This is a genomic window from Cupriavidus sp. MPR-AND1C (assembly GCF_058809705.1).
Window position 1 is genome coordinate 25219 of the sequence record NZ_JBXASU010000021.1, and the last position, 25595, is coordinate 50813.

18 protein-coding genes are annotated in these 25595 nt (G+C 66.4%); 11 read left to right on the forward strand and 7 right to left on the reverse strand.

Annotated features, from left to right (window positions below; translation table 11 throughout):
- Nucleotides 1-53: 53 nt before the first annotated feature.
- The 6 genes from AC1RWI_RS14135 to clpB all read left to right on the forward strand — a co-directional run bounded on the left by AC1RWI_RS14135 (nt 54) and on the right by clpB (nt 9790).
- Nucleotides 54-1085, forward strand: a complete 1032-nt coding sequence (locus AC1RWI_RS14135) for a branched-chain amino acid ABC transporter permease (protein WP_492867032.1) — start codon at nt 54-56, stop codon at nt 1083-1085.
- A 17-nt stretch (nt 1086-1102) separates the two neighbouring features.
- A complete protein-coding gene (locus AC1RWI_RS14140; RefSeq protein WP_492867034.1) occupies nt 1103-2179 on the forward strand; it encodes a branched-chain amino acid ABC transporter permease in 1077 nt (358 codons plus the stop codon).
- Between the two features lie 62 nt (nt 2180-2241).
- Nucleotides 2242-3789 (forward strand): acyl-CoA synthetase, encoded by a 1548-nt coding sequence (locus tag AC1RWI_RS14145; RefSeq protein ID WP_492867036.1) that lies wholly within the window; start codon nt 2242-2244, stop codon nt 3787-3789.
- A 121-nt stretch (nt 3790-3910) separates the two neighbouring features.
- Nucleotides 3911-6076 carry a 3-hydroxybutyrate oligomer hydrolase family protein gene (locus AC1RWI_RS14150; RefSeq protein WP_492867038.1) on the forward strand — a complete coding sequence of 722 codons (2166 nt, stop codon included), beginning with the start codon at nt 3911-3913 and terminating at the stop codon, nt 6074-6076.
- Nucleotides 6076-7005 (forward strand): MaoC/PaaZ C-terminal domain-containing protein, encoded by a 930-nt coding sequence (locus AC1RWI_RS14155; RefSeq protein ID WP_043347185.1) that lies wholly within the window; start codon nt 6076-6078, stop codon nt 7003-7005. The genes AC1RWI_RS14150 and AC1RWI_RS14155 overlap by 1 nt, the downstream gene beginning before the upstream one ends.
- A gap of 196 nt (nt 7006-7201) precedes the next feature.
- Nucleotides 7202-9790, forward strand: coding sequence for an ATP-dependent chaperone ClpB (gene clpB / locus AC1RWI_RS14160; protein ID WP_492867041.1), 2589 nt, complete (start codon nt 7202-7204; stop codon nt 9788-9790).
- Between the two features lie 209 nt (nt 9791-9999).
- On the opposite strand, the gene AC1RWI_RS14165 is transcribed toward clpB, so the two are convergent.
- Nucleotides 10000-10368, reverse strand: coding sequence for a hypothetical protein (locus AC1RWI_RS14165; protein ID WP_492867043.1), 369 nt, complete (start codon nt 10366-10368; stop codon nt 10000-10002).
- 109 nt (nt 10369-10477) lie between these two features.
- Nucleotides 10478-10993, reverse strand: a complete 516-nt coding sequence (locus AC1RWI_RS14170; protein ID WP_492867045.1) for a hypothetical protein — start codon at nt 10991-10993, stop codon at nt 10478-10480.
- Between the two features lie 183 nt (nt 10994-11176).
- On the opposite strand from AC1RWI_RS14170, the gene AC1RWI_RS14175 reads away from it, so the two are divergent.
- Complete coding sequence (locus tag AC1RWI_RS14175; RefSeq protein WP_492867047.1) at nt 11177-11398, forward strand: hypothetical protein; 222 nt, start codon at nt 11177-11179, stop codon at nt 11396-11398.
- Nucleotides 11399-11510: 112 nt separating this feature from the next.
- On the opposite strand, the gene AC1RWI_RS14180 is transcribed toward AC1RWI_RS14175, so the two are convergent.
- From AC1RWI_RS14180 to AC1RWI_RS14190, 3 genes are all read right to left on the reverse strand, one after another.
- Nucleotides 11511-12374: a cytochrome c gene (locus tag AC1RWI_RS14180; RefSeq protein WP_492867049.1), complete on the reverse strand. Its 864-nt coding sequence runs from the start codon at nt 12372-12374 to the stop codon at nt 11511-11513.
- Nucleotides 12375-12498: 124 nt separating this feature from the next.
- The gene (locus AC1RWI_RS14185; RefSeq protein WP_492867051.1) at nt 12499-15240 is read right to left on the reverse strand and encodes a UPF0182 family membrane protein; all 2742 of its coding nucleotides are present in this window, start codon (nt 15238-15240) and stop codon (nt 12499-12501) included.
- A 381-nt stretch (nt 15241-15621) separates the two neighbouring features.
- The gene (locus AC1RWI_RS14190) at nt 15622-16524 is read right to left on the reverse strand and encodes a LysR family transcriptional regulator (RefSeq protein WP_043347175.1); all 903 of its coding nucleotides are present in this window, start codon (nt 16522-16524) and stop codon (nt 15622-15624) included.
- Between the two features lie 286 nt (nt 16525-16810).
- Here AC1RWI_RS14190 and AC1RWI_RS14195 point away from each other — a divergent pair, with 286 nt between their 5' ends.
- The 4 genes from AC1RWI_RS14195 to AC1RWI_RS14210 all read left to right on the forward strand — a co-directional run bounded on the left by AC1RWI_RS14195 (nt 16811) and on the right by AC1RWI_RS14210 (nt 21497).
- The gene (locus tag AC1RWI_RS14195) at nt 16811-17791 is read left to right on the forward strand and encodes a hydroxymethylglutaryl-CoA lyase (protein ID WP_492867053.1); all 981 of its coding nucleotides are present in this window, start codon (nt 16811-16813) and stop codon (nt 17789-17791) included.
- Nucleotides 17781-18935 (forward strand): CaiB/BaiF CoA transferase family protein, encoded by a 1155-nt coding sequence (locus AC1RWI_RS14200; protein ID WP_492867055.1) that lies wholly within the window; start codon nt 17781-17783, stop codon nt 18933-18935. The genes AC1RWI_RS14195 and AC1RWI_RS14200 overlap by 11 nt, the downstream gene beginning before the upstream one ends.
- Nucleotides 18936-19004: 69 nt before the next feature.
- Nucleotides 19005-19994, forward strand: a complete 990-nt coding sequence (locus AC1RWI_RS14205) for a Bug family tripartite tricarboxylate transporter substrate binding protein (protein ID WP_492867057.1) — start codon at nt 19005-19007, stop codon at nt 19992-19994.
- A 246-nt stretch (nt 19995-20240) separates the two neighbouring features.
- On the forward strand, nt 20241-21497 hold the full coding sequence (locus tag AC1RWI_RS14210; protein WP_043347164.1) for a serine hydrolase domain-containing protein: 1257 nt from the start codon (nt 20241-20243) through the stop codon (nt 21495-21497).
- On the opposite strand, the gene AC1RWI_RS14215 is transcribed toward AC1RWI_RS14210, so the two are convergent.
- Nucleotides 21494-22783 carry an EAL domain-containing response regulator gene (locus tag AC1RWI_RS14215; RefSeq protein WP_492867060.1) on the reverse strand — a complete coding sequence of 430 codons (1290 nt, stop codon included), beginning with the start codon at nt 22781-22783 and terminating at the stop codon, nt 21494-21496. The genes AC1RWI_RS14210 and AC1RWI_RS14215 overlap by 4 nt on opposite strands.
- The gene (locus AC1RWI_RS14220; RefSeq protein ID WP_492867062.1) at nt 22780-25530 is read right to left on the reverse strand and encodes an ATP-binding protein; all 2751 of its coding nucleotides are present in this window, start codon (nt 25528-25530) and stop codon (nt 22780-22782) included. The genes AC1RWI_RS14215 and AC1RWI_RS14220 overlap by 4 nt, the downstream gene beginning before the upstream one ends.
- Between the last annotated feature and the right edge of the window lie 65 nt (nt 25531-25595).

Here is a 25595-nt window from a genome sequence, read left to right on the forward strand (position 1 = left end):
CAGCAAGACAAGGCAGACAAGACACATAACAAGATATCGTCAGGACCGAGACAATGGCGAGTACAAGCTCCTTACCCACCAACCCGGCGACACCGGCCAATCTGCCCAAGGTCCGGCTCGACTGGACCCCGCTGGCGCTGGCGCCGCTGCTGATGCTGCTGGCCTATCCCCTGATCGGCAGCGGTTCGACCTGGCTTACGCTGACCATCGCCGGCCTTGCCATGGGCATGATCGTGTTCGTGGTGTCGTCGGGCCTGACGCTCGTGTTTGGGCTGATGGACGTGCTCAACTTTGGACACGGCGCGTTTATCGCGTTGGGAGCCTATGTGGCGGCATCCGTGCTGCTGCCGCTGGGCGCCTGGGTCGAGGCAGACAGCCTGTGGCTCAACCTGGCGGTGTTTGGCCTGGCCATCCTGGCGGCGATGGCGGCGGCGGGCGTCATCGGTTTCCTGTTCGAGCGCATCGTGGTGCGCCCGGTCTACGGCCAGCACCTCAAGCAGATCCTGATCACCATGGGCGGCATGATCGTGGCCGAGCAGCTGATCAAGGCGATCTGGGGGGCCGAGACCATCGCGCTGCAGGTGCCCACCACCTTCCGCGGCGCGGTGCTGCTGGGCGACGCGGCCATCGAGAAGTACCGGCTTATCGCCGTGGTGCTCGGACTGGTTATTTTTATCTCCATGGTGCTGGTGCTCAACCGCACGCGCATCGGCCTGCTGATCCGGGCCGGCGTGGAGAACCGCGAGATGGTGGAGTCGCTCGGCTACCGCATCCGGCTCTTGTTCATCGGCGTGTTCGTGGTGGGGGCGGGGCTGGCCGGCATGGGCGGCGTGCTGTGGGGGCTGTACCAGCAGAACATTACCGCGTCCATCGGTGCCCAGGTCAATGTGCTGATCTTTATCGTGATCATCATCGGCGGGCTTGGCTCCACCACCGGCTGCTTTGTCGGCGCCTTGCTGGTCGGCCTGATGGCCAACTACACCGGCTTCCTGTTTCCCAAGGTGGCGCTGTTCTCGAACATCCTGCTGATGGTGATGATCCTGCTGTGGCGTCCGCAGGGCCTTTACCCGGTAGCCAAGCGCTGAGCGCCCAGGAAAAAACCATGACCCGACTGCTTTCCGGCGACCTGCCACGAAGCCGCGTGCTGACCGTGATCCTGGTGGCCATGCTGCTGGCGCTGGCGTGCGCGCCCTTCCTGTTTCCCGGTGCGCGCGCGCTCAATATGGCGGCCAAGATCTGCATCTTCGTGGTGCTGGTGGCCAGCTACGACCTGTTGCTCGGCTATACCGGCATCGTCTCCTTTGCCCACACCATGTTTTTCGGCATCGGCGGCTATGGCGTGGCGATCGCCATGTCACGGCTGGAGCCGGGGTGGGGCGCGCTGGCGCTCGGCACGCTGGGCGCGCTGCTGGTGTCGATGCTGCTGGCTTTCCTGATCGGGCTGTTTTCGCTGCGGGTCAGGGCGATCTTCTTTGCCATGATCACGCTGGCGGTGGCCACCGCCTTTGCCACGCTGGTGTCGCAGCTCTCCGAGTGGACCGGCGGCGAGGATGGCATCAGCTTCAAGGTGCCGGAGGTGTTCGCGCCGGGCTTTTCGCTGGGCGACGCCGAATGGCTTGGCGTGCCGCTCAACGGCAAGCTGTTTTCGTATTACTTCGTGTTCGCGAGCGCGCTGGTGTTGTTCCTGTTGCTGCTGCGCGTGGTGAACTCGCCGTTCGGCCGGGTGCTGCAGGCGATCCGCGAGAACGATTTCCGGGCCGAGGCCATTGGCTACCGCACCGTGGTGTACCGTACCGTGTCCACCGTGCTGTCGGCCGGGTTTGCCACGCTGGCCGGGGTGCTGATGGCGCTCTGGCTGCGCTACAACGGCCCGGATACCTCGTTGTCCTTCGAGATCATGGTCGACATCCTGCTGATCGTGGTGATCGGTGGCATGGGCACGCTGTACGGCGCGCTGATCGGCACCACGCTGTTCCTGGTGGCGCAGACCTACCTGCAGGACGTGATGAAGCTGGCGAGCGATGCCACCGCGGCGATCCCGCTGCTGTCGGGGCTGCTGCATCCGGACCGCTGGCTGCTGTGGCTCGGCCTGTTGTTTATCCTCAGCGTGTATTACTTCCCGCAAGGCATCGTCGGGCGGCTGCGCGGCGATCGCGCCGAGCACGAGGTGGCGTCGTAGATCTGCATGCAATAAAAGGCTAGCAAGATAACAAGAACATCCACGAGCGGAGATCCCGGACCATGTACGTAGTCGACTGGCTGCACAAGAATGCCCTGCATACGCCGGACAAAGTCGCCCTGGTCGACGTGGAGAGCGGCCGCACGGTGACCTACCGGCAGTTCGACGAGCGCGCCAGCCGCTTCGCGGAATACCTGGGCGAGCGCTTGGGGCTGGCGCCCGGGGCCCGCGTGGCCGTGCTGGCCCACAACAGCTCGGACTATTTCGAGATGCTCTATGGCTGCGCCAAGGCCGGCATGGTGATGGTCTGCCTGAACTGGCGGCTGGCGGCCGCGGAGCTGCTGCCGATCCTGCGCGATTGCTCGCCCGACGTGCTGGTGGCCGGTGATGGCTTTCTTGCCACCGCCGCCGCGCTTGCCGACACCTTGCCGCTGCGCGCGGTATTGCACCTGGCCGACGACGAGAGCGCGGACGTGCCGGGCGGCTGGACCGAGTACGAAGCGATGTTGGCGGGTAGCTCCGGGCGCGTCATCGAGATGCCGTGCCGCGACGAGCACGAGGTCTGGCACCTGCTTTACACCTCGGGCACCACGGGACGCCCCAAGGGCGTGATCCAGACCTACGGCATGGTGTTCTTCAACGCCGTCAACGCCATGCTGGCCAACAAGATCACGCGCGACGACGTGTTCCTGAACGTGCTGCCGTTCTTCCATACCGGCGGGCTGAACCTGTACGCCAATCCCGTGCTGCATGCGGGCGGCACTGTGCACATCATGCGGCAGTTCGACGCCGAGGTGACGTTGCGCAAGCTTGATGCCAGCGCCGGGGAGGGCATCACCATGTTCTTCGCCGTGCCCGCGGTCTACCTGTTCCTGAGCCAGCATGCCGGCTTCGCGGCGGCGAATTTTTCCCGTGTGCGCAATATGTCCGCGGGCGGCTCCGCGGTGCCGCGGCCCCTGCTGGAAGCCTACCTGGCCAAGGGCGTGACGATCTGCTTCGGCTTTGGCATGACCGAGACCGGGCCAACTGTGTTCGTGTGCGACGAAGCCACGGCGCGCCGCAAGATCGGCACCATCGGCAAGCCGGTCGGCTCCATGCTGACGCGGGTGGTGGATCCGCAGGGCCGCGACGTGGCGCCGGGCGAGCGTGGCGAGCTGCTGATCAAGGGGCCGGGCGTCACGCCCGGCTACTGGAACCTGCCGCAGGCCACCGGCGCCGCCATCCGTGGCGGCTGGCTGTACTCGGGCGACATCGCGTACATGGATGAGGAGGGCGACTACTACATCGTCGACCGCGCCAAGGACATGTTTATCTCAGGCGGTGAGAACGTCTACCCGGCCGAAGTGGAGAATGTGCTGTTTCAGCTTGCTGCCGTGTCCGAGGCCGCCGTCATCGGCGTGCCCGATGCGCGCTGGGGCGAGGTCGGCATGGCGCTGGTGGTGGCAAAGCCCGGCATGGCGCTCGATGCCGAAGGCGTGCTCGCGCATTGCCGCGCCGCGCTGGCAAGCTACAAGGTGCCGCGCCACGTGCGGATGATCGAGGCGCTGCCGCGCACGCCGTCGGGCAAGGTGGAAAAGCACAAGCTGCGCGCGCGCTTCCAGTCGCAGTGAGGGCGGCGCGCAGTGTGAAGTCATGCAGTGTTGGTCTCGTGAGATTCTCGTTTCTGTCGTTTCTGTATTGCGTTCCGATCGATCCAGCATGCCGGGCCGGCATGCAACAAGGGGGCACAACATGTTGCGCGGACTTGCAGGGCACAGCGGTTTGACCGGATACGGGGCGCGCCTGGCGCTGGCCGGGGCGGCGGGCTTGTTGCTGGCGGCGTGCGGTTCGAGCGATAACAACACCAGCAGCGGCAACACCAATCCCAATACCAAGCCGGCCAATATCGGCACGGTCACGATCAAGACCTACGACGGCAACACGGACGACCTGCTCACCGCTGGCCTCGGCAAGGACGGCCTGGGCTCCGCTACCGCGCCGTTGCCGCTGAACCCGGCCGCGCCCACCGCGGCCGAGCTGCGCCGCTACGCCATCTACACCAACTACCGCGCGCTGGTGGACACCACGGCAGGCGGTGGCTATGGCTCGCTGTACGGCCCCAATGTGGACGCGCAAGGCAGCATCACGACGGGGCAGGGCAAGGTCGCGGGGCGCGAGTACCTGGCTTTCTCCGACGATGGCAGCGGCCAGCAGAACGTAACCATGCTGGTGCAGATCCCCGACAGCTTCAATGTGGCCAAGCCGTGCCTGATCACCGCCACATCGTCCGGCTCGCGCGGCGTCTATGGCGCGATCTCCACCGGCGAATGGGCACTCAAGCGCGGCTGCGCCGTCGCTTACACGGACAAAGGCACCGGCGCCGCGCCGCACGACCTGGACACCGACACTGTTGCGCTGATCGACGGCACCCGCGCCAGCCGCGCCGCGGCCGGCGCCAACGCGCAGTTTGCCGCGCCGTTTCCCAACACCAGCCTGGCCGCGTTCAATGCGCTGGCGCCGCACCGGCTGGCGTTCAAGCACGCGCACTCGCAGCGCAACCCCGAGAAGGACTGGGGCACGTTCACGCTGCAGGCCGCCAGTTTCGCCATCTGGGCCATCAACGACCGCTTTGGCAACGTGGCCACCGATGGCACGCGCCAGCGCAGCGTGGGCCCGGACAAGGTCGTGGTGATCGCGTCCAGCGTGTCCAACGGCGGCGGCGCGGCGATTGCGGCGGCGGAACAGGACACCCAGGGCCTGATCGACGGCGTGGCGGTGGCCGAGCCGAACCTCAACCTGCCCAGCAACACGGGTGTCACCGTCACCCGCGGCGGCGTGCCGGTGAGCCTGTCCGGGCGCCCGCTGTATGACTACACCACCACGGCCAACTTGCTGCAGCTGTGCACCTCGCAGGCGACCGCGCTGGTGAATGCGCCGGGTGTGGCGCTCTACGCGCTGCCCACCGTCGGGCTGGCGCAGCCGGCGCTCAACCGTTGCCAGTCGCTGGCCAACGCGGGCCTGGTGACGGGGCCGGATGCCGCCAGTCAGGCCGCCAGCGCGCTGCAGGCGCTGCACGCCTTTGGCTGGGAAGCCGAATCCGATGCGCTCCATCCGTCGCTGGCCCTGTTCGAGGTGGCCAATGCGGTCTCGGTGACCTTTGCCAACGCGCTCGCGCGGGCCGGCGTGGCGGATCGCTTGTGCGGCTTGAGCTTTGCCGCGACCGGCACGGCGGTCCTGACGCCGGCGGCGATTGCGCCGGCTACGCTCAACGTGCTGTACGCGACTGGCAATGGCGTGCCGCCGGCGGCCGGCGTGCAGCTGATCAACGACAACAATCCCGGCGGCCCGCTGCGCGACATCTACTCCCAGTCGCCAAGCAACAATGTGGCCGACGCCAACCTCGACGGCGCGCGCTGCCTGCGCGGGCTGCTCACCGGCACCGGCGCGCAGGCCCAGGCGCTGCAAGCGGGCCTGGCCCAGACGCTGCGCTCGGGCAACCTGCACGGCAAGCCCGCCGTCATCGTGCATGGCCGCAGCGATGCGCTGCTGCCGGTCAACCACACGTCGCGGCCGTATCTCGGCTACAACCGGCTCCAGGAGGGCAGCGCCAGCCAGCTGTCCTACATGGAAGTCACCAATGGCCAGCATTTCGACAGTTTCATCGGCGCGGTAGCGGGCTACGACAACCGCTTCATCCCGCTCCACGTCTACCTGAACCGGGCGCTCGACGCGGTCTACGACAACCTCGCCAACGGCCGCGCGCTGCCACCCTCGCAGGTAGTGCGCACGGTTGCGCGCGGCGGCACCGCGTCGCCGGCACCCACCATCTTGCCCACCAATCTGCCGCCGTTCGCCGCAACGCCCGCTGATGCGGACCGGATCACGGTCAACGGCAGCACCGTAGAGGTACCCAACTGATGAAGGCATCCCGCCCACGCGTTCTGACGCAAGAAGATTTCGACCGCTTCGCCTCGCTCTCGCGCGATGACAATCCCATCCACTGCGATCCGGCGTTTGCCCGCACGACGCATTTTGGCGCCACGGTCGCGCATGGCATGTTCCTGTTCTCGCTGCTGTGCGCGCAGATGCAGCGCAGCAACCCCCGGCCGGTGCTGCCCATCGCGCAAACGCTGATGTTCCCGCGCCCCACCTTTGTCGGCGACGGTGTGGCCGCCGTGCTGGTGTTGAACGAAACGCCCGGGCGGGACCGGATCGCGCTGGACACTTCGGTGCGCTGCGTGCAGCGCGGCCGCAACCGCATGGCCGTTACCGATGAGCAGATTACGGCACAAGGCGACGCGGTGCTGCTGGTCGATGCCAGCGCGCAATCGCTGGCCGAGGCCCAGCGCCAGGATGCCGGCGAAGTTGCGCAATCGGCCGGGCACCTTGCGGGGCAGCCGGCCGGCGACCGTACGCTCTATCACCTGAGCGTGGGCCAGGAGGCTTCGGCGGTACGCAGCTTCAGCGCGGGCGATATCGATGAATACGTGTCGTTGACCGACGATGGCAATGCCTTCTATACCGACCCGGTGTTCGCCCACAGCCGTGGCTTCGAGGGCACCATCGTGCCGCTGCCGTTGCTGGCCGGCATGTTCTCGGATCTGCTGGGCACCCGCTTGCCGGGCCGTGGCACCGGCTGGATGAAGCAGTCGCTGCGACTGCGCTCGCCGGCGCGGCTGGGCGAGCTGCTGAGCGCATCGGTGCGCATCGTGCGCCTGCGCGCAGACAAGGACCTGGTCAACCTGGCGACGGTGGTCACAGGCGACGATGGCCGGGTGGTGCTGGCCGGGGAGGCGCTGGTGCTGGTGCGCAACCTGGAAGACAAGCGGCCGCTGGAGGCCGCCTGAGACCGCGGGGGGCAAAGCGCAACGTATTTCCTGCGCCACATCAAGGGCCGTGCAGTCAGGCCTTGAAATGCAGGCGCAAAGCCTTATCTTTCGATCAGACACCAGTGTCCGGCCCGCGTGGCGGGATCGGCAGGCCGGGGCGCAGGCGCCCCGCCTTCCGCATCAGGACACTCATCCGAAAAAAGAGGGCTCCTAAATGCGACTTGACAAACTGACCACCCGATTCCAGGAAGCGCTGGCCGATGCCCAGAGCCTGGCGATCGGCAACGACAACCAATACATCGACCCGCTGCACGTGCTGCGCGCCTTGCTGGCGCAGAATGACGGCGCCGCCCGCGCGCTGCTGGCGCGCGCCGGCGTCAACGTCGGCGGCCTGACCACCGCGCTGGATGCCGCCATCAAGCGCCTGCCGCAGGTGCAAGGCACCAGCGAGGTCCAGGTCGGGCGCGAACTCGGCGCGCTGTTCAACGCCACCGAGAAAGAGGCCATCAAGCGCGGCGACCAGTTCATTGCCAGCGAGCTGTTCCTGCTCGCGGTGGCCGATGACAAGGGTGAGGCCGGCCGCATCGCGCGTGAAAACGGCCTCTCGCGCAAATCGCTCGAGACCGCCATCGAAGCCGTGCGTGGCGGCGATTCGGTCAACAGCGCCGACGCCGAAACCCAGCGCGAAGCGCTGAAAAAGTACACCGTGGACCTCACTGAGCGCGCCCGTATCGGCAAGCTCGACCCCGTGATCGGCCGCGACGACGAAATCCGCCGCGCCATCCAGATCCTGCAGCGCCGCACCAAGAACAATCCCGTGCTGATTGGCGAGCCGGGCGTGGGCAAGACCGCCATCGTGGAAGGTCTGGCCCAGCGCATCGTCAACGGCGAAGTGCCGGAAAGCCTCAAGAGCAAGCGCGTGCTGGTGCTCGACATGGCAGGGCTGCTGGCCGGCGCCAAGTACCGCGGCGAGTTCGAGGAACGGCTCAAGGCCGTGCTGTCGGACATCGCCAAGGACGAAGGGCAGACCATCGTCTTTATCGATGAACTGCACACCATGGTCGGCGCCGGCAAGGCCGAGGGCGCGATCGACGCTGGCAACATGCTCAAGCCGGCTCTCGCGCGCGGTGAGTTGCATTGCATCGGCGCCACCACGCTGGACGAGTACCGCAAGTACATCGAGAAGGACGCCGCGCTGGAGCGCCGCTTCCAGAAGGTGCTGGTCGACGAACCCAGCGTGGAGGCCACCATCGCCATCCTGCGCGGCTTGCAAGAGAAGTACGAGCTGCACCACGGCGTGGAGATCACCGACCCGGCCATCGTCGCGGCGGCGGAGTTGTCGCATCGCTATATCACCGACCGCTTCCTGCCCGACAAGGCCATCGACCTGATCGACGAAGCCGGCGCGCGCATCAAGATGGAAATCGACTCCAAGCCGGAGGTGATGGACAAGCTCGAGCGCCGCACCATCCAGCTCAAGATCGAGCGTGAGGCCGTCAAGCGGGAAACCGATGAGGCGTCGAAGAAGCGGCTCGAACTGATCGAGCAGGAAATCGGCCGCCTGGAGAAGGAATACGCTGACCTCGAAGAGATCTGGAAGGCCGAGAAGGGTGCCGCCCAGGGCGCAGCCGCGCTCAAGGAAGAGATCGACAAGATCCGCCTGGAGATCACGCGCCTGCAGCGCGAAGGCAAGCTCGACAAGGTGGCGGAGCTGCAGTACGGCAAGCTGCCTGAACTGGAAGGCAAGCTCAAGGCCGCCGCGGCCGCCGAAGCCAGCGAGCAGAAGCAGCCCAACAAGCTGCTGCGCACGCAGGTGGGCGCCGAGGAGATCGCCGAAGTGGTGAGCCGCGCGACCGGCATTCCGGTGTCCCGGATGATGCAGGGCGAGCGCGAGAAGCTGATCCAGATGGAGGACTACCTGCACCGCCGCGTGGTAGGCCAGGACGAGGCCGTGCGCCTGGTGTCGGACGCCATCCGCCGCTCGCGTGCCGGCTTGTCGGACGAGAACAAGCCCTACGGCTCGTTCCTGTTCCTCGGCCCCACCGGGGTGGGCAAGACCGAGCTGTGCAAGGCGCTGGCCGAGTTCCTGTTCGATTCGCAGGACCACCTGATCCGTATCGACATGAGCGAGTTCATGGAGAAGCACAGCGTGAGCCGGCTGATCGGCGCGCCGCCGGGATACGTGGGCTATGAAGAGGGCGGTTACCTGACGGAGGCCGTGCGCCGCAAGCCGTACAGCGTGATCCTGCTCGACGAAGTCGAGAAGGCCCACCCGGACGTCTTCAACGTGCTGCTGCAGGTGCTGGACGATGGCCGCCTGACCGATGGCCAGGGCCGCACGGTGGACTTCAAGAACACGGTGATCGTGATGACCTCGAACCTGGGATCGCACATCATCCAGGCAATGACCGGCGAGCCGCACGAAGCGGTCAAGGGCGCGGTATGGCAGGAAGTGAAGACACATTTCCGGCCCGAGTTCCTGAACCGTATCGACGAGGTGGTGGTGTTCCATTCGCTCGACCAGCAGCATATCGAGTCGATCGCCCGCATCCAGCTGGAGCGGCTGACTGCGCGGCTGGCACGCATGGACATGACGCTGGCGGTGAGCGAAGCCGCGCTGGCCAAGATCGCCAGCGCTGGCTACGATCCGGTGTTCGGGGCGCGTCCGCTCAAGCGCGCGATCCAGCAGCAGATCGAGAACCCGGTGGCGCGTCTCATCCTCGAAGGCAAGTTCGCCGCCAAGGATGTGGTGGCGGTGGATTACCAGGACGGGGAGTACACCTTCGGCCCGAAGGGCCACTGAGGCACGGCATTACCACGGCAGTACGACGGCAGTACGCCAGAACGAAAAACCGCCCCTTTGCCGGGGCGGTTTTTCTTTGTAATCAACGTTAATCAAATGCGGTCCGGGCCGTTGCATCCGCGCCACTCCCGCGCTGCTCCCGGGTAATGCCTGCATCACATGTGCCACATGTGATGCAGGCTGATGCAGGCCTCCCGGAGATCCGATCGTTAGCGCCGGTACGGGTAAGCGTGATGGTAGGCATACCAGTCGCGGCGGCCCCACCAGCGCCGTCCATCCCAGTAGCGCTCGCCGTGCCACCCGATCACCACCGCCGGCGCCACCACCACCGGCGGCCCATACCCGACATACCCGGGAGGCGGCCCATAGACCGGAGCCGGCGCAGGATAGGCCACGGGCGGCGGGGGTGCGGGATAGGCGGGCGGCGCCTGATACACGGGCGCGGGGTAGGCCGGCGCCACCACCACCGGCGCAGGCACGCCGATGTTCAGGTCCACATCAACGCGTGCCAATGCGGGCTGGGCGAGCGCCAGGACAAATGCGCCAAGCCCCAGCGCGTAGACGTTCCCTTGCTGCATGTCGATCCTCATCTCGCAGTCGCAATAAGCTGACTCTAGCCATGCCATCGCACTGCCGGGGATTTCAACTGTAACGATATTTCACGGCGCGCAGGGCGCCGGCGGGGGATCAGGCCGAGCGCTCGTTGGTGAGGCGATACAGGGGCATCAGTTCCCGGACGCAAGCGTCCGAGGCCGATTTGCTTTCCACCCTGATTGCACGGGTCACGGCATCCTTGACCCGGCGCAGCCCGCCCTGCTCAAGGAAGGCCTTCAACGCGGGGTTCTCCATGAAGCGGTTGAATTCGAGCCGGTCGGCACCCGTAATGCCGGCCTCGGCCAACTCCTTGCCCGACAGCGCCGCCTCCCTGGTCTTGCGCCCGACCGGCGAGCCCAGCAAGCGCGCCAGCTGCATCGCCAGCCCTGCATCCTGGATCTCGGGTGCTAGCGCGGGCCGCACGGCTGCTTCGACCACCTCGGGCGAGAGCTTCGCGCGGGTGCATTGCGCGTAGCGCGCTTTGGGGATGGGCCCGATTTTCGCCGGCAGCCTGGCAAAGGCCTGGTCCAGGCCAGCGGCAAGGATGGCGCCGACGTCAAACGCACGGATCAGCGCCGTGACCGCTTCATCGTAATTCGGGGGGAACAATTGGGGCGGCTCTGCCGGACGCTCTTCGATGCTTAGCGTGGGTTGCTCGGCCTGGGGCGCCGCCCAGCCGTCGCGGCTGTGGCCGAGCGCCAGTGTGGCTGCCAGAAGTATCGCCGGCAGGATCGGTGACTTCCCGATCGGCTTCCCGATCGGCTTCCCAATCGGTATTGGGGCCGCAATGTCATGGGTAACCTTGCCAAGGAAGGCGGCAAGCCCTGGGTGAGCGCATCGGGGACAGTCGTTCATGTTCTGCGCCGGCTCGTCTGGGTATCTCTTGCGGATTATGCCGGGATCGGGCGCGCACGGCCCGCCCGTGCCACGCTGCAAAGCGCCAATCTGGCGGCGGTTCCGGGCGCACGTCGTGTGGAAAAGTGGAAAACGAGCAACGCGCGATTTCGCAACTGAGTGAATTTATAGCTGGTGTCGCCGGTCGAGGCGCACTCGGTCACCTATCACATCGCCAATTGAACCGGATGCCGGACCGTGCCATCCGGCACGGGTGCATCAGGGCTGGGGGTCAGGAACCCGCGGCAGGCGCCGCCACCTTGCGTCCAGCCATATGATGCAGATACGCCAGCAAGTCCTTCAGATCCGCGTCGGACAGCGTTTTCTCGTCGATCGCCGACATGCGCGCGTTGGGCCACCAGCGCAACGATTGCGGGTCGCGGATCAGCGTGGCCAGCTTGTCGTCGCCCAGGTAGTCGACCGCGCTGTGCGGCACATTCAGGTCGGGGCCAAGGTGCGCGTCGCCGACCCGGTTGAGGGAGTGGCACGAGAAGCAAACGCGCTGGAACGTCGCGAAGCCGCGCATGACCGCGCCGTCCGCCGGCAGGCCGGGGGCGGGCCGGATGGCCGCAAAGCGCTCCGCCGGCGGCGCGGTGATGTCGATGCGCACGATGCCGTACGTCCAGAGACTCTCGTTGACAAGGGAAGCAGCGCGGCCCGCCGGCACTGTCCAGATCAGGCGGAACGGCCCGATGTCCTGGCCCTTGAGCGTTGGCCACGGCGCGGCAGGATTTTCCACCGCCAGCCAGGCGCGCGGCTCGTCGGCGCTATCGGCCAGCAACAGGCGCGTCGGCAGGTGAGAGACATAGCCATCGCTGGCCGCGGTCGTCGCGCTCGCGTCGGCCGTCACCGGCATGCCGCGCAGCAGGGCGGCCAAGGGGATGGCCTTGAACGTCAGGCGGCGTTTCAGGTTGTCGTCGTCCACCGTCACGTCGGTCAGGCGGCGGTCTTTCAGCAGCGCATCCAGCGTCCAGCTGCGCTGTTGCGCACCGGCGGCAATGGTCAGCGTCGCCGTGTCCGCGGCGCAAGCCGGACCCGCCAGGAACGCCATGGCGCAGCCAAGCGCGCCAATGGCCATTGCGATCCAGGCTTTCATGGGTCTTCCTCCAGGGCGAGCGAACAATGTGCGGCGGTCGTTGGCGATCATTCTAGCCGTTGCAAGCGAGCGTCGGCTTTTTCGCCGGCTCGGCGGCAGGCGCGGTCGCTTGCATGATCGTTCGTCATTTCTGCGTATCGGCGCGCCCGGCGCCGAGCGCTTCGAGCAGTGGCTTCAGCGCATCGAGTTCCGCGCCAAAGCCGCCCCAGTCGCCCGCCTTCAATCGCTCCATGGCGCGGTCATAGTGGGCGAGTGCCTCGCGGGCGCGGCCGTCTGGTGGGCCACCGGGCGCGGCCGCCAGCGGGGCCGCTTCCTTGAAGAGCGCCGCCAGGGCCGCGCCCAAGGTTTCCTCCATCACCACATGGTCGCCATAGGCGGCGATCACCCGTTTCAGCTCGGGCAGCTGACCGGACTCCGCGCGCAAGTAGAGCGGCGAGACGTAGAGAATCGAGTTGTCGATGGGCACGACCTGGAGGTGGCCGCGGATGACGCGCGAGCCCATCTGGTTCCACAGCGAAATCTGCTGCGAGATCTCGGTGTTTTGCTGGATGCGCGCCTCGATCTGGAATGGCCCATAGACCAGCTTGTCCTTGGGAAAGGCATAGACGACGAGCTTGCCGTAGTCAGGCGGATCGCAACGCGCCGCCAGCCACGCGATCATGTTCTCGCGCTGGCTGGGCACCATCGGCAGCATCAGCACGAATTCGGCGCGCGGCTGCGCGGGTAGCCGCACGATCATGTAGTAGGGCGTCATGGGGGTGCCAGGGCCGGTGCCGGCGTCGATGTCGGCCTGTTTGCGCGGGAACTGCCAGAGATCCTCGCGGTTGTAGAAGACTTCCGGCGTTTCCATGTGATAGGCGCGGTAGACCTGCGCCTGGATCAGGAACAGGTCTTCGGGGTAGCGAATATGTTGCTGCAGGTCTTGCGGCATCGCGCCCAGCGGCTTGAACAGGCCCGGGAAAATGCGCTGGTACGTCCGCACGACGGGATCGGCGGGATCGCTGATGTAGAAGTCGGCAGTCCCGTTGTACGCATCGATCACCACCTTGACCGCGTTGCGGATGTAATTGTCGCCGTCACCGGTGCCCGGCTGGGAGTATGGGAACCAGCGGCTGGTGGTATAGGCATCCTGGATCCAGAAAAGCCGCCCGCCGCTCACGACGATGTAGGGGTCATGGTCGAGGCTGAGGAACGGGGCGATCGTGCGCACCCGGTCCTGGATATTGCGATGGAGCAGGATCCGGCTCGCGGGCGTGATGTAGCTGGTCACCAGGATGTTGGGATCGTCGAATTGCCAGGCGAAGAGGGCCTGCAGCGCCATGCTGCCGATGGCGACGCCGTCGCGCCCGTGGTAGGTCGCATAGACGTTCTCATCGCCCTTGGGGTAATCGAATTCGGGCGCGTTGCCGTTGACGATCACATAGCCCTTGCCGCCTTCACCAAAGTACAGGCGCGGTTCACCGATGGGCGGGCCGCCGCGGGAGACAGGCGGAATATCCTTCAGGTAAAGCGTAGGCAGGCCTTCCGCGGATTTCTCCGTGACCGGCGACATCACGACGCCATTGCCGTGGGTAAACAGGAGATGCAGGTTGACCCAGGTCTGGGCATTGGCGGGAAGCAGCGACGGCTCCAGCTCCCGCGCCGAGAGCATCACCTGCTGGTAACGGGCGTCGAACCGGTAGCGGTCGATGTCTGTCGCCAGGAATTTGTAGTAGGTCCTGATCTCCTGCAACTGCGCGTAGGTATCGCGCAACGGCTGCAGATCCCACAGGCGGATGTTGTCGATGGTCGGGCGATTGGCCTGCAGCGCGGCGAGATCGAGGTTCTGCTCGGCGGGAAACGGCTTTACCGCGATCTGCGCCAGGCCATAGGCGTCGCGCGTCAGCGCAATGTTGTGGGCGATATAGGGCGTCTCCAGCTGCAGTTCGTTCGGCTTGACATAGAAGCGCTGGAACAGCGCCGGGTAGATCAGCACCAGCACCAATGCGCTGCCGAACACGGCCAGCGCCGAGGCGGCAGGAATGCGATAGCCCCGCCAGCGCATATTGGCCCATGACGCGGCCGCGGGCGCGTCATGGGCCGCGCCGGCCAGGCCGATCAGCGGCCACAGGGCTGGCAGCCCCACATGGATATCGGTATAGCTGGCACCCACCACCACGCCGTTGTCCCCATAGAGCAGCAGAAAGCGGTCGAGCCAGTAGGACCAGGCCTGCAGCAGGAAGAACAAGCCCAGCAGGGCCGAGCCGTGGGCGGCGGCCGCAGGTGAAAGCCCGCGCGGCGAGCGCATGCAGGCGATGTCGCCGCGCATCCCGTACACCGCGGCCGTCGCCGCCGCGCCGCAGCACAACAGCAGTAGCAGCCAGTTCCTCAGCGCAAGATAGGCGGGCAGCGAGAAGAGATAGAAGCCGATGTCCTTGCCAAAGATCGGATCGGCCTTGCCAAAGGGCACCTGGTTGAAGTAGCGAAGCACGAGCTCCCAGTCCGGGATTTCGCTGGTGGCGAGCAGCAGGCCCAGGAGGACGGCGGCACCGGCGATGGCGGCATGCCAGGGCAGGTGCGGCGCGACTTCGCCCACCAGCTCGCTCAAGACCTCCGCCTTCCAGGAGCCAGGCGGGCTCGCATAGCGGTGCGCCAGCAATCCCGATACCCAGATCGCGCCCGCCGACGCAGCGAAGACAGCGGCGAACAGAAGCGCCTTGGTGACAAGGACCGTCCAGAAGACGTTGACATAGCCAATGGAAGAAAACCACAGCCAGTCAACCAGCATGCCGGTGAGGCGGCCGATGACGATCAAGCCGATGATGCCAGCCGCAACCCTGGCGGCAATGCGCCTCAGGCGCGGGCCGGATATCCCTGGCGAGCGCATCGATCATGCTCCTTTGCCGGACCGTCATCCGTGGCCTGCGGCTGCCCGCAACAAGGCGAAGGTCCGAGCTGGCCCGGCCCGACAATTCATTGTAGGTGGGGAATCATGCGGCAGCAGATGGACATTTACGGGCTGTTTATGCCTGGGCGATAGCTTTCTACGCCATTTGCATGGGCGAGTTCTTAACCTGTGGGCTGTCCGATCCGGTGAGCAACATGATGCCGCACAGCCGCAATGCACTACGCACAGGCCAACCTCATCACGGTGGCGGGTACTACCTGAAACTGACCGGATGCCTGCTGGCCCTCGGTTTGTTGTACGCCTTGTCATCGTGAAACGGGTCTGCGCCGACTGCGCAGGGCGACGCGCGCAGGCGTGCCTTCAGCCTGCCGCCTTTTGTTCCAGGTAGTCCACCAGCAGCCTTGCCGCCGGCGAAAGGCTTGCCTCGTCGCGCATGCAGATCGCAAAGCGGCGCTGCGCCCAGCTATCGGTGAGCGGGATCACCCGTACGCCAACGCTGGCGTAAATGGGCTCGACCACCTCGCGCGGCACGATGGCAAGACCCAGATGCGCGCGCACGCAGCGCAGGGACGCATCGAACGAGGAAACCACCACGCGGTACGCCATCGGCTTGCCGATGATGGCCGCGGCGCGCGCGAGCATGGTGTGCACAGCCGTCTGCCCGGGCAGCCCGATGTGGTCGAATTCCAGCGTTTGCTCAAACGTGCAATCCGGCTGGCTAGCGAGCGGATGCTCGGGATGCACGATGGCCGCCAGGGCATCGCTGCGATAGGGGCGGGTCTGGAATCCTTCCAGATCTGCGGCATCCCAGCAGATACCCAACGGTGCGGATCCCTCACGCAATGAGCGGACGAGGTCGCGGCTGAGGCTTTCCTCGACGGTGACGCGGATGTCCCGATGCTCAGCCACCTGCAGGAAGCTCGCGATATCGTCGGGCAGCGACTCGGCCATGCACGATACCGTGGCCAGCAAGCGGACTTGGCCCTTGATGCCGGTCCCGTAGTCGGCCATGTCGCGCTCCACGCGATCGGCCGCGGCCAGCATGGCGCGAGCGTGCTCCAGCAGGATCTCACCCGCCGCGGTCGGGATCACGCCGCGCCGGCGCCGCTCGAACAGCGTGACGCCCACCGTGTCTTCCAGCTGCGCCAGCCGCTTGCTGATGGCCGAAGCCACGATGTGCTGCTGCTCGCCGGCGCGCGCCATGTTGCGGGTCTCGCAAACCGCAGCAAACAGGCGCAGGGAGGTGAGGTCTAGATCACGCATCGAAAGCCTTCAACGGAGGATTTGAGGATTTCCAATCTGGAAATCAAGCGCGGTCATCTTAACGTTTTTTGTCACAACCGGAAATTCCTCGGGCTGGACGCAAGCGGCGGCACCGGGGGCGCCGCAGTCGGCGGGCCGCTGGCCTGGGGATGCATCGGCGTGATCCGCTTAGATGTTCCAATTCGGAATGTTAGTGCTTCTTGATTACCGCTTCTGGCGTGGGCCGGAACAACATAGAGTGCATAGGCCAGATCAAAGCACGAACCTCCGAGGAGACACTGATCCAATGACAACGCACATTCCATCGGCACCGCGCCAGGCCGTGATCCGCGAGGTCGGGCTGCGTGACGGGCTGCAAAGCATCGCCACCATCCTGCCGACTTCCGCCAAGCGCGAGTGGATCCAGGCGGCCTACGCGGCGGGCCAGCGGGAGATCGAAGTCGGCTCGTTCGTCCCGGCGAAGCTGCTGCCGCAACTTGCCGATACCGCGGAACTTGTGGACTTTGCCAGATCGCTGCCGGGGCTGTTCGTCTCGGTCCTGGTGCCGAACCTGCGGGGCGCGCAGAACGCCATCGCCAGCGGCGCGGACCTGATGCTGGTGCCGCTGTCCGCCAGCCATGCCCATAGCCTGGCCAACCTGCGCAAGACGCCCGACGAAGTCGTGGCCGAGGTCGCCAGGATCCGCGCCGAGCGTGACGCGGCCGGCTCCCGCACGCTGATCGAAGGTGGCGTGGGCACGGCCTTTGGCTGCACGATCCAGGGCCATGTGGATCCAGAGGAGGTGCTGCGGCTGATGCAGGCCCTGCTGGACGCGGGCGCCGATCGCGTGAGCCTGGCCGACACGGTGGGCTACGCCGATCCCGGCATGGTTCGCCGCCTGTTCGAACGCGCCACGGCACTGGCCGGCGACCGCTTCTGGTGCGGCCATTTCCACGACACGCGCGGGCTTGGCCTGGCCAACGTCCATGCCGCGCTGGAAGCCGGGGTGACCCGCTTCGATGCCTGTCTCGCCGGCATCGGCGGCTGCCCGCACGCGCCCGGCGCCAGCGGCAATGTCGCCACTGAAGACCTGGCCTACCTGCTGGGCAGCATGGGCTTCGATACCGGCATCGATATCGGCCGGCTGCTGGCGCTGCGCGAGCGCGTGGCCGGCTGGCTGACCAATGAAACCCTGCACGGCACGTTGTGGCGCGCCGGCCTGCCCAAGACATTTCCCGCGTCGGTTGCCGATGCGGCTTTCCGCCTGAGAGAGAACCATGCCCGCTGAACACGCCTGCCTGCCGCTCGCCGGCGTCCGCGTGGTGGAGTTCACCCATATGGTGATGGGCCCGACCTGCGGCATGATCCTCGCGGACCTGGGCGCCGAAGTCATCAAGGTCGAGCCGCCCGGTGGCGACAAGACCCGCAACCTGCCCGGCCTCGGCATTGGCTTCTTCCGCTCGTTCAACCGCAACAAGAAGAGCGTGGTCATCGATATCACCACCCCGCAAGGGCAGGCCACGGCAGCGGAGCTGGTTGGCCAGTGCGACGTGTTGCTGGAGAACTTCCGCCCGGGGCTGATGGCGAAATGCGGGCTGGATTACGCTACGCTGTCCGCCAGGTTTCCCGGACTGATCTACGTCTCGCACAAGGGCTTCCTGCCCGGTCCCTATGAAAACCGCCTGGCGCTCGACGAAGTCGTGCAGATGATGGGCGGCCTGTCCTACATGACCGGGCCCAAGGGCCGCCCGCTGCGCGCCGGCACCTCGGTCAACGACATCATGGGCGGCATGTTCGGCGCCATCGGCGTGATGGCGGCCTTGCGGGAGCGCGACCGCACCGGTAAGGGGCAGGAAGTGCAGAGCGCGCTGTTCGAGAATTGCGTGTTCCTGTCGTCCCAGCATATGCAGCAGTTCTCGATGACCCGCGAGCCGCCGCCGCCGATGCCGTCGCGCGTGTCCGCCTGGAGCGTCTACGACGTGTTCACGCTGGCCGAAGGCGAGCAGCTGTTCATCGGGGCCGTCAGCGACAAGCAGTTCAACACCTTGTGCGATGTGCTGCAACGTCCCGACCTGGCCGCCGACCCGGCGCTGGCCACTAACGCGATGCGGGTGGCGGTACGCCCGGCCTTGCTGGAGCGGCTTGGCGAGATTCTCAAGGACCATCGCGTGGAAGCGCTTGCGCCGAAGCTCGAAGCCGCGGGCATTCCTTACGCGCCCATCATGCGTCCGGAGCAACTGCTCGATGACCCGCACCTGAGAGCAAGCGGTGGCCTGGTGCCGATGCAGACCGAGGACGGCGGCACCACCGATGTGGTACTGCTGCCGCTGCTGATGGGTGGACGCCGGCCCGGCGTGCGCATGCCGCTGCCGGGCATCGGCGAGCACAACGACGAAATCCTGTCCGGCCTGGGCGTGCATGCCCCGGACTGACGCTTCCCGCATTGCCGCGTGGTTTCGGACGGCCACGCGGACCAGAAAGATAAACATACGGAGACAGACATGGCATTCCCCCTTTCGCGCCGGGCAGCACTCGGCATGGCCGCTTCGGCGATCGCACTTACGCTTGCCTTGCCGGCCGGCACCGCGCTGGCCCAGGGCTCGGGCCGGCCGGTGCGCCTGATCCTGCCGATCAGCGCAGGCTCGGGCGTGGACGCGATCGCACGCGCTGCCGGGCCTGCGCTGGGCAAGAGCCTGGGCCAGCCGGTGGTGATCGAGAATCTTCCCGGCGCCGGCGGCATCACTGGCGCTGCGGCGGTGGCCAAGGCGCCACCCGACGGCACCACGCTGGGCCTGTTCTCCAACAACCACGTGATCAACCCGAGCGTGTACAAGAAGATGCCGTTCGACGCGATCAAGGACTTCACGCCCATCAGCGTGATAGGCTCCACGCCGCTGGTCCTGGTGGTCAACCCCAAGGTTCCCGCAAAGAACGTGCAGGAACTCATTGCCTTGCTCAAGGCCAAGCCCGATTCGCTCAACTATGCCTCGTCGGGCAACGGCACCATCATCCAGCTCGCCGCCGAGATGTTCCTCGATGAGGCGCATGCCAAGGCTCGCCATGTGCCCTACAAAGGCACCGGACCGATGATGACCGACCTGATCGCGGGCCAGGTGGAGATGGGCGTGGTGGCGTTGAATGCCGTGGCGCCGCACCTGAGGAGCGGCACCCTGCGCGCGATCGGCCTGTGCGGCGCAACGCGCTCGCCGGCCGCACCGGATCTTCCCACCATCGCGGAACAAGGCTTGCCCAACTACGCCGTCGAGGGCTGGTTTGCGGTGGTAGGCCCGGCGGGGCTGCCGCCTGCCGAGGTCAAGCGCCTCAACATGTCGTTCGCCAAGGCATTCACCAGCCCGGACGTGCTGGAAGCGATGAAGAAGCAGGGCAATGTGATCAGTCCCAGCACGCCGGAGGCCGCCGCCAGGTTCTTCCAGAGCGAAGCGGCGCGCTATGCGGCCCTGGTCAAGAAGGCCAATGTGACCCTGGAGTAAGGGTGGCGGCCGCTTAGCGTATCGCATCGCATCGCATCGTTCGGTGAGTCGATGCGACCCGTGCGGCAGACGCCGGCCCACGCCGTGGCATTCACCGCTTCTCCGGTTTCATTGCATGTTGCCGCTGCCCGCGCGGCCCGCTTGGCGTAGGGAGGCGCCGATGTCATGATGGCGAAGTGCGAGCGAGCGGCATTTCCAGCCAGCGAGCCGGCATTTCACCTACGGCATCAATGAGGAGACACGGATATGCAAGGCAGGCAAACGCAGGGGATGTCCCGCGAGCGGCTTGGGCGGGTCGAGCGGTTCATCGATGACGCCTATATCGCGACCGGCAAGTTGCCCGGCACCCTCACCCAGGTGTGGCGGCGCGGCGAGTTGGTGCTGAACTCTGTGCTGGGCCTGGCCGACCGCGAGCGACAGGTTCCGTTGGCCGAGGATTCGATCTTCCGCATCTACTCGATGAGCAAGCCCGTCACCTCGGTGGCGGTCATGATGCTGGTCGAGGAATGCAAGATTGCCCTGGACGATCCGGTCAGCAAGTACATCCCGGCATGGGAAAACCTGGGCGTCTACGCCGGGGGGTTCATGGAGAGCTTCCAGACGCGCCCGGCCGCGCGCCCGATGCTGGTGGTCGACCTGCTGCGCCACACGTCCGGCCTGACCTATGGTTTCCAGCAAAACACCAACGTCGACGCCGCTTACCGCAAGCAGATGCTGGGCGAGCTCGCCACCGGCGGCACGCTGGACGACATGATCGGGAAGCTGGCCAGGCTGCCGCTCGAGTTCTCGCCGGGCGAGGCCTGGAACTACTCGGTTGCCACCGACGTGCTGGGCTACCTTGTCGGCAAGATCAGCGGAATTCCTTTCGAGACCTTCCTGAAGGAACGCATATTCGATCCGCTGGGCATGGTTGACACCGCCTTCCACGTGCCGCAAGACAAGGCCTCGCGCTTTTGCGCCTGCTACGCCGTCGGCTCGCTCGGCTCTAAGGTGGTGTCCGCGCGCGCGCCGGTCCTGCAGGACGATCCCCTCACCAGCCCCTACCTGAAGCCGCCAAGCTTCATCTCCGGCGGTGGCGGCCTGGTGTCCACCGCGGCTGACTACATGCGCTTCGCACGCATGCTGTTGCAAGGCGGTGAGCTGGATGGGGTGCGCCTGCTGGGGCCGAAGACCCTGGCGCTGATGACCGCCAACCATTTGCCGGGCGGCGTGGACCTGCCGCGCATGTCGCGCTCCATGTTCAGCGAAGCCACCTATGATGGCGTTGGCTTCGGGCTCGGTTTCGCCACCACGGTGACGCCGGCGACCACGTTGATTCCCGGCAGCGCCGGCGACTTCTTCTGGGGCGGCGCGGCCAGCACCTTCTTCTGGGTCGATCCGCAGGAGGACCTGATCGGACTGTTCCTGACCCAGCTCCTGCCGTCGTCCGCCTACCCGGTGCGCCGCCAGCTGCGCACGCTGGTCTACAGCGCCATCACCGAGCCGGGTGCGGCGGCACGCTAGGCGCCTGGCGAGCCGCGACCCGTGGCCTCCCAGACGCCGCCCAGCACGTCCCCCTGCCCAATGTCGCAACCCTCCCATTTGAAGAACTGCAGTTCTTCCGAGCTGGCCAGGCCATTGGCCAGCACCTGCATGCCGAGCGTGTGCGCCAGCGCGATCACGGCGCGCGCGATGGCGGCGCGCTTGGCATCGGTTGCCACGTTACGCACGTAGCCCTGGGGAATCTGCAGCCGGTCGGGCAGCAAACGCTGCAGGTTGGCCAGCGAGATGGGCGTGTCGCCAACGTCGGCCAGCGTGACGGACGCGCCTTGCTCCTGGATGCGGGCGCAGGCCAGGCGGGCGGCTTCCGTGGCGGTGCCCAGCAGGCTGCCTGGCAACTGCAGGTCGAGCACGTTGCCGGCCTGGGCGGTCTCGCGCAGGTATTGGCGCAGCAGTTCCGGCAATGCCAGCAGCTCGGACTCCTCGGCGCCGGCCATGAGCGGCAGCAGGATGGGCACGCTGACGCGGGCCGGGCTGGATAGGGCGGCTTGCGGATCCGTGTGCCAGGCTAGCGCGAGTTCACAGGCGCGGCGCAGCAGCGCGGCGTTGATCGCGCCAATGAGGCTTGGGCTGCGCACGTGGTTGGCGATCTCGGCATGCGGCATCCAGCCGGTGGGGCCCGGCCACGCCGGCAGCAGTGCGATGGCCGCGATGGCGGCGCAGCCCAGGTCGAACTGGGAGACGGCTTGCAGCCGGTACTGCCCGCTGTACAGCGCTTGTTCTATGGCAGCTTCGACCTGCGCGTCGCTACCTGCCTCGGAGGTGGGTAGCTCGGGCGCCCGCGGTACCGGCTGGGGCAGGCCATGGGATTGCTGCAAGGCCTTTACGTACTGGTAGGCACGCAGGCCGCCGATGACGACGGAGGTCAGCTTTTGCGCGGTCATCTCCGTCTTGAGGAAGTAGCCATTGATCTCGTAGCCGGTCACCACCTCGCGCTCCGGCGCCATGCCGGGATGCCCGGTGCGCAGCACGATCTGGAGGTCGGGGTTGCGCAGTTGCTCGCGGATATAGCGCACCGTGGCCAGGCCGGCATCGTCGGTTTCCATCACGACATCGAGCAGCACGAGCGCGGTATCGGGGTGAGCGGCGAGGTGGGCTCTGCAGGCTTGGCCGGAATATACGCTGTGGAACTGGATCTTGCGCCCGGAGAAGGTCAGGTCCGTCAGCACCAGGCGCGTGATCTCGTGCACGTCGGGGTCGTCGTCGACCAGCAGGACCTGCCACGCGGGCATGGACAAAGAGGGGTTCATGGCAAAGTCCTGGCGGATACGATCGGAATGGTGGCCTTCGCCGAGGGCGTGATGCGCGGCATGCGCAGGGTGAAGACGGTGCCGCCGCCATTGGCATGCCCCGCATGGCCCACGGCGATGGTGCCGCCCAGGCGCTGAGTCACCAGGTTGTAGACCAGATGCAGGCCCAGGCCGCTGCCACCCTTGCCGCGGCGCGAGGTAAAGAAGGGCTCGAAGATCTTCTCATGCAGGGCATCGGGAATGCCGCTGCCGTCGTCGGCGTAGCGGATCACGACTTCGTCACCGGCCGCGAGCCGGGCTGCGATGCGGATGGTGCCGCGCACAGGGCCAGTGTCGCCGCTGCCGAATGCGTGCACCAGCGAGTTCATGACCAGGTTGGTGAGGATCTGCGCGATTGCGCCGGGGTAGCCGTTCATGGTGATGCCCGCCGGGCAGTCGATCAGCAATTGCACGTGCGTGTCGCGCAGGCGCGGGTCGAGGCTGACCACGGTCTCGCGGATATAGTCGCCCAGGTCGAAGGTGCGCCGTTTTTCGCTGGTCTGGTCGACCGCCATCTGCTTGAAGCTCTGCACCAGCTCCGCTGCGCGATTGGCGTTGGACAACAGCAAACGGGCGGATTGCGCGGCGTCCGACAGGTAGCGTTGCAGCGCCTCGGGTGCCAGCCCGTTGCTCGCCACCAGTGCCTGCGTGGCGCTGGTGCGGTCCTGCAGGTAGGAGGCGGCGCTCACGGCGATGCCCACCGGCGTGTTGATCTCGTGCGCCACGCCCGCGACCAGTCCGCCGAGAGAGGCCATCTTTTCCGCGTCCACCAGGTGCTTGCGCGCGGACTCGAGATGGCGCAGCGACTCCATCAGTTCCGCCTGTGCCAGCTCGCGGCTTTCGTGTGACAGCACGATCCACCACGCGCCGAAAGCCAGCAGCGGCAGGGTGGCCGAGTACACGCGCAGCAGCAGGCCGCCGATCCCGTCGGCGTGCGCGGCATGGCCTTCGCCGATCAGCCGGTAGGCGAGCAGGAACACGGCGCCCATGGCCGCCGCGGCAATCACGAACAGGCCCAGGAAACGCGCCAGCCGCCGCAGGAAATGCGGCGGCAGTATCCGCAGGAAACTGCCTTGCCACGGCGCCGCCGGCATTTGCGCGGCGGTGCCGGGCGTCTTGCAGGCATCGTGGCAATGGTTGTCCAGGCCGCAGCACAGCGAGCAGATCGGCCCCGCATAGAAGGGGCAGTGCGCCATGTCCGGTGCTTCGTAGTCGCGCTCGCAGATGCAGCAGCGGATCGGCTCGTCGGTGTGCTTGTCGAGGGGGGCCGGGTCTTCCCGCGCGATGTAGTACCGGCCGCGTGTTGCACAGGCGATCAGGATGGCGCTGGCGAACGAAGCGCCCAGCGCGATAAAGGCGCAATAGGCTTGCGCCAGCGCGCCAAAGAAGCCGGAATAAGCGCCGATGCCGGTGAGCGAGGCAATCAGCATGGCGCCGCAGCCCACCGGGTTGAACGCATGCAGGTAGGCCCGGCGGAACTCGATGCGGCGCGGGCTGATGCCCAGCGGCTTGAGCACGACAAGGTCGGCCACCAGGGCGCCGAGCCAGGCGATCACCAGGTTGGAATACACGCTCAGCACGGCCTCCAGCGTGCTGAAGATGCCCAGCAGGGTGAGCAACAGCGCGATCAGCACGTTGAACACCAGCCAGACCACGCGGCCCGGATGGTAGTGCGCCAGCCGCACGAACACATTGGACCAGGCCAGTGAGCCCGCATAGGCATTGGTCACGTTGATCTTGATCTGCGACACGAGCACGAACAGCATCGCCACCGCGAGCACCACCTCGGGCCGGTCGAATACCTGCCCGTATGCCCACACGTACATGTGGATCGGTTCCATCGCGTGACTGGCGGGCACGCCTGCTTGCAGCGCGAGCACCGCCAGCAGGCTGCCCGCCAGCACCTTGAGGCCGCCGATCACGATCCAGCCCGGGCCCGCCAGCAGCAGTGCGCTCCACCAGCTCCAGCGGTTGCGCGGCGTGCGGTCGGGCAGGAAGCGCAGGTAGTCCACCTGCTCGCCAATCTGGCCCATCAGCGAGAACAGCACGCCAGTGGCGGCGCCAAACGCGAGCACATTGAATGCAGGCGAGGCCGCGTCGCGCCCGGTGAATGCCGCCCATTGCGCCAGCACGCCGGGATCGTGGCGCAGGATGTAGGCAAAGGGCAGCACCAGCAGCACCGCCCACAGCGGCTGTGTCCACATCTGCAGCTTGTTGATCAGCGTGACGCCGAAGAACACCATCGGCACGATCACCAGCGAGCAGACCAGGTAGCCCACGGTCAGGTTCAGGCCGGTGGCAATGGCGAGCGCCTGGGCCAGGATGGCCGACTCCAGCGCGAAGAAGATAAAGGTGAAGGATGCGTAGATCAGCGAGGTGATGGTGGACCCGGCATAGCCGAAACCCGCGCCGCGCGTGAGCAGGTCGATGTCCACGTTGGCCACGCTGGCGTGGTACGCCACCGGCAGCCCGATCAGGAAGATCAGTGCGCACACCAGCAGGATGGCCGGGAACGCGTTCTGGAAGCCAAAGCTGAGCGTGACGCTGGCGCCGATGGCTTCCAGCGCCAGGAAGGACACGCCGCCGATAGCCGTGTTGGCCAGCGTGAACGGCGACCAGCGCCGGTAAGAGCGTGCCGCATAGCGCAGCGCGTAATCCTCCAGCGTTTCGTTCGCGACCCAGGATTGATATTCTCGTTTGATGCGCATGGCGTGGCGGCGTCGGGTGCGATGCGGCTCCGGGAGGGGTGTGTGCGATCCGGGTCGGGACCGAT

Coding starts and splice junctions, on each gene's coding strand:
- AC1RWI_RS14195 (WP_492867053.1), top strand. CDS start 16,811: ATGACAACGCACATTCCATCGGCACCGCGCCAGGCCGTGATCCGCGAG.
- AC1RWI_RS14180 (WP_492867049.1), bottom strand. CDS start 12,374: ATGAAAGCCTGGATCGCAATGGCCATTGGCGCGCTTGGCTGCGCCATG.
- AC1RWI_RS14185 (WP_492867051.1), bottom strand. CDS start 15,240: ATGCGCTCGCCAGGGATATCCGGCCCGCGCCTGAGGCGCATTGCCGCC.
- AC1RWI_RS14210 (WP_043347164.1), top strand. CDS start 20,241: ATGCAAGGCAGGCAAACGCAGGGGATGTCCCGCGAGCGGCTTGGGCGG.
- AC1RWI_RS14205 (WP_492867057.1), top strand. CDS start 19,005: ATGGCATTCCCCCTTTCGCGCCGGGCAGCACTCGGCATGGCCGCTTCG.
- AC1RWI_RS14150 (WP_492867038.1), top strand. CDS start 3,911: ATGTTGCGCGGACTTGCAGGGCACAGCGGTTTGACCGGATACGGGGCG.
- clpB (WP_492867041.1), top strand. CDS start 7,202: ATGCGACTTGACAAACTGACCACCCGATTCCAGGAAGCGCTGGCCGAT.
- AC1RWI_RS14215 (WP_492867060.1), bottom strand. CDS start 22,783: ATGAACCCCTCTTTGTCCATGCCCGCGTGGCAGGTCCTGCTGGTCGAC.
- AC1RWI_RS14140 (WP_492867034.1), top strand. CDS start 1,103: ATGACCCGACTGCTTTCCGGCGACCTGCCACGAAGCCGCGTGCTGACC.
- AC1RWI_RS14190 (WP_043347175.1), bottom strand. CDS start 16,524: ATGCGTGATCTAGACCTCACCTCCCTGCGCCTGTTTGCTGCGGTTTGC.
- AC1RWI_RS14155 (WP_043347185.1), top strand. CDS start 6,076: ATGAAGGCATCCCGCCCACGCGTTCTGACGCAAGAAGATTTCGACCGC.
- AC1RWI_RS14220 (WP_492867062.1), bottom strand. CDS start 25,530: ATGCGCATCAAACGAGAATATCAATCCTGGGTCGCGAACGAAACGCTG.
- AC1RWI_RS14145 (WP_492867036.1), top strand. CDS start 2,242: ATGTACGTAGTCGACTGGCTGCACAAGAATGCCCTGCATACGCCGGAC.
- AC1RWI_RS14135 (WP_492867032.1), top strand. CDS start 54: ATGGCGAGTACAAGCTCCTTACCCACCAACCCGGCGACACCGGCCAAT.
- AC1RWI_RS14165 (WP_492867043.1), bottom strand. CDS start 10,368: ATGCAGCAAGGGAACGTCTACGCGCTGGGGCTTGGCGCATTTGTCCTG.
- AC1RWI_RS14200 (WP_492867055.1), top strand. CDS start 17,781: ATGCCCGCTGAACACGCCTGCCTGCCGCTCGCCGGCGTCCGCGTGGTG.
- AC1RWI_RS14175 (WP_492867047.1), top strand. CDS start 11,177: ATGGGTAACCTTGCCAAGGAAGGCGGCAAGCCCTGGGTGAGCGCATCG.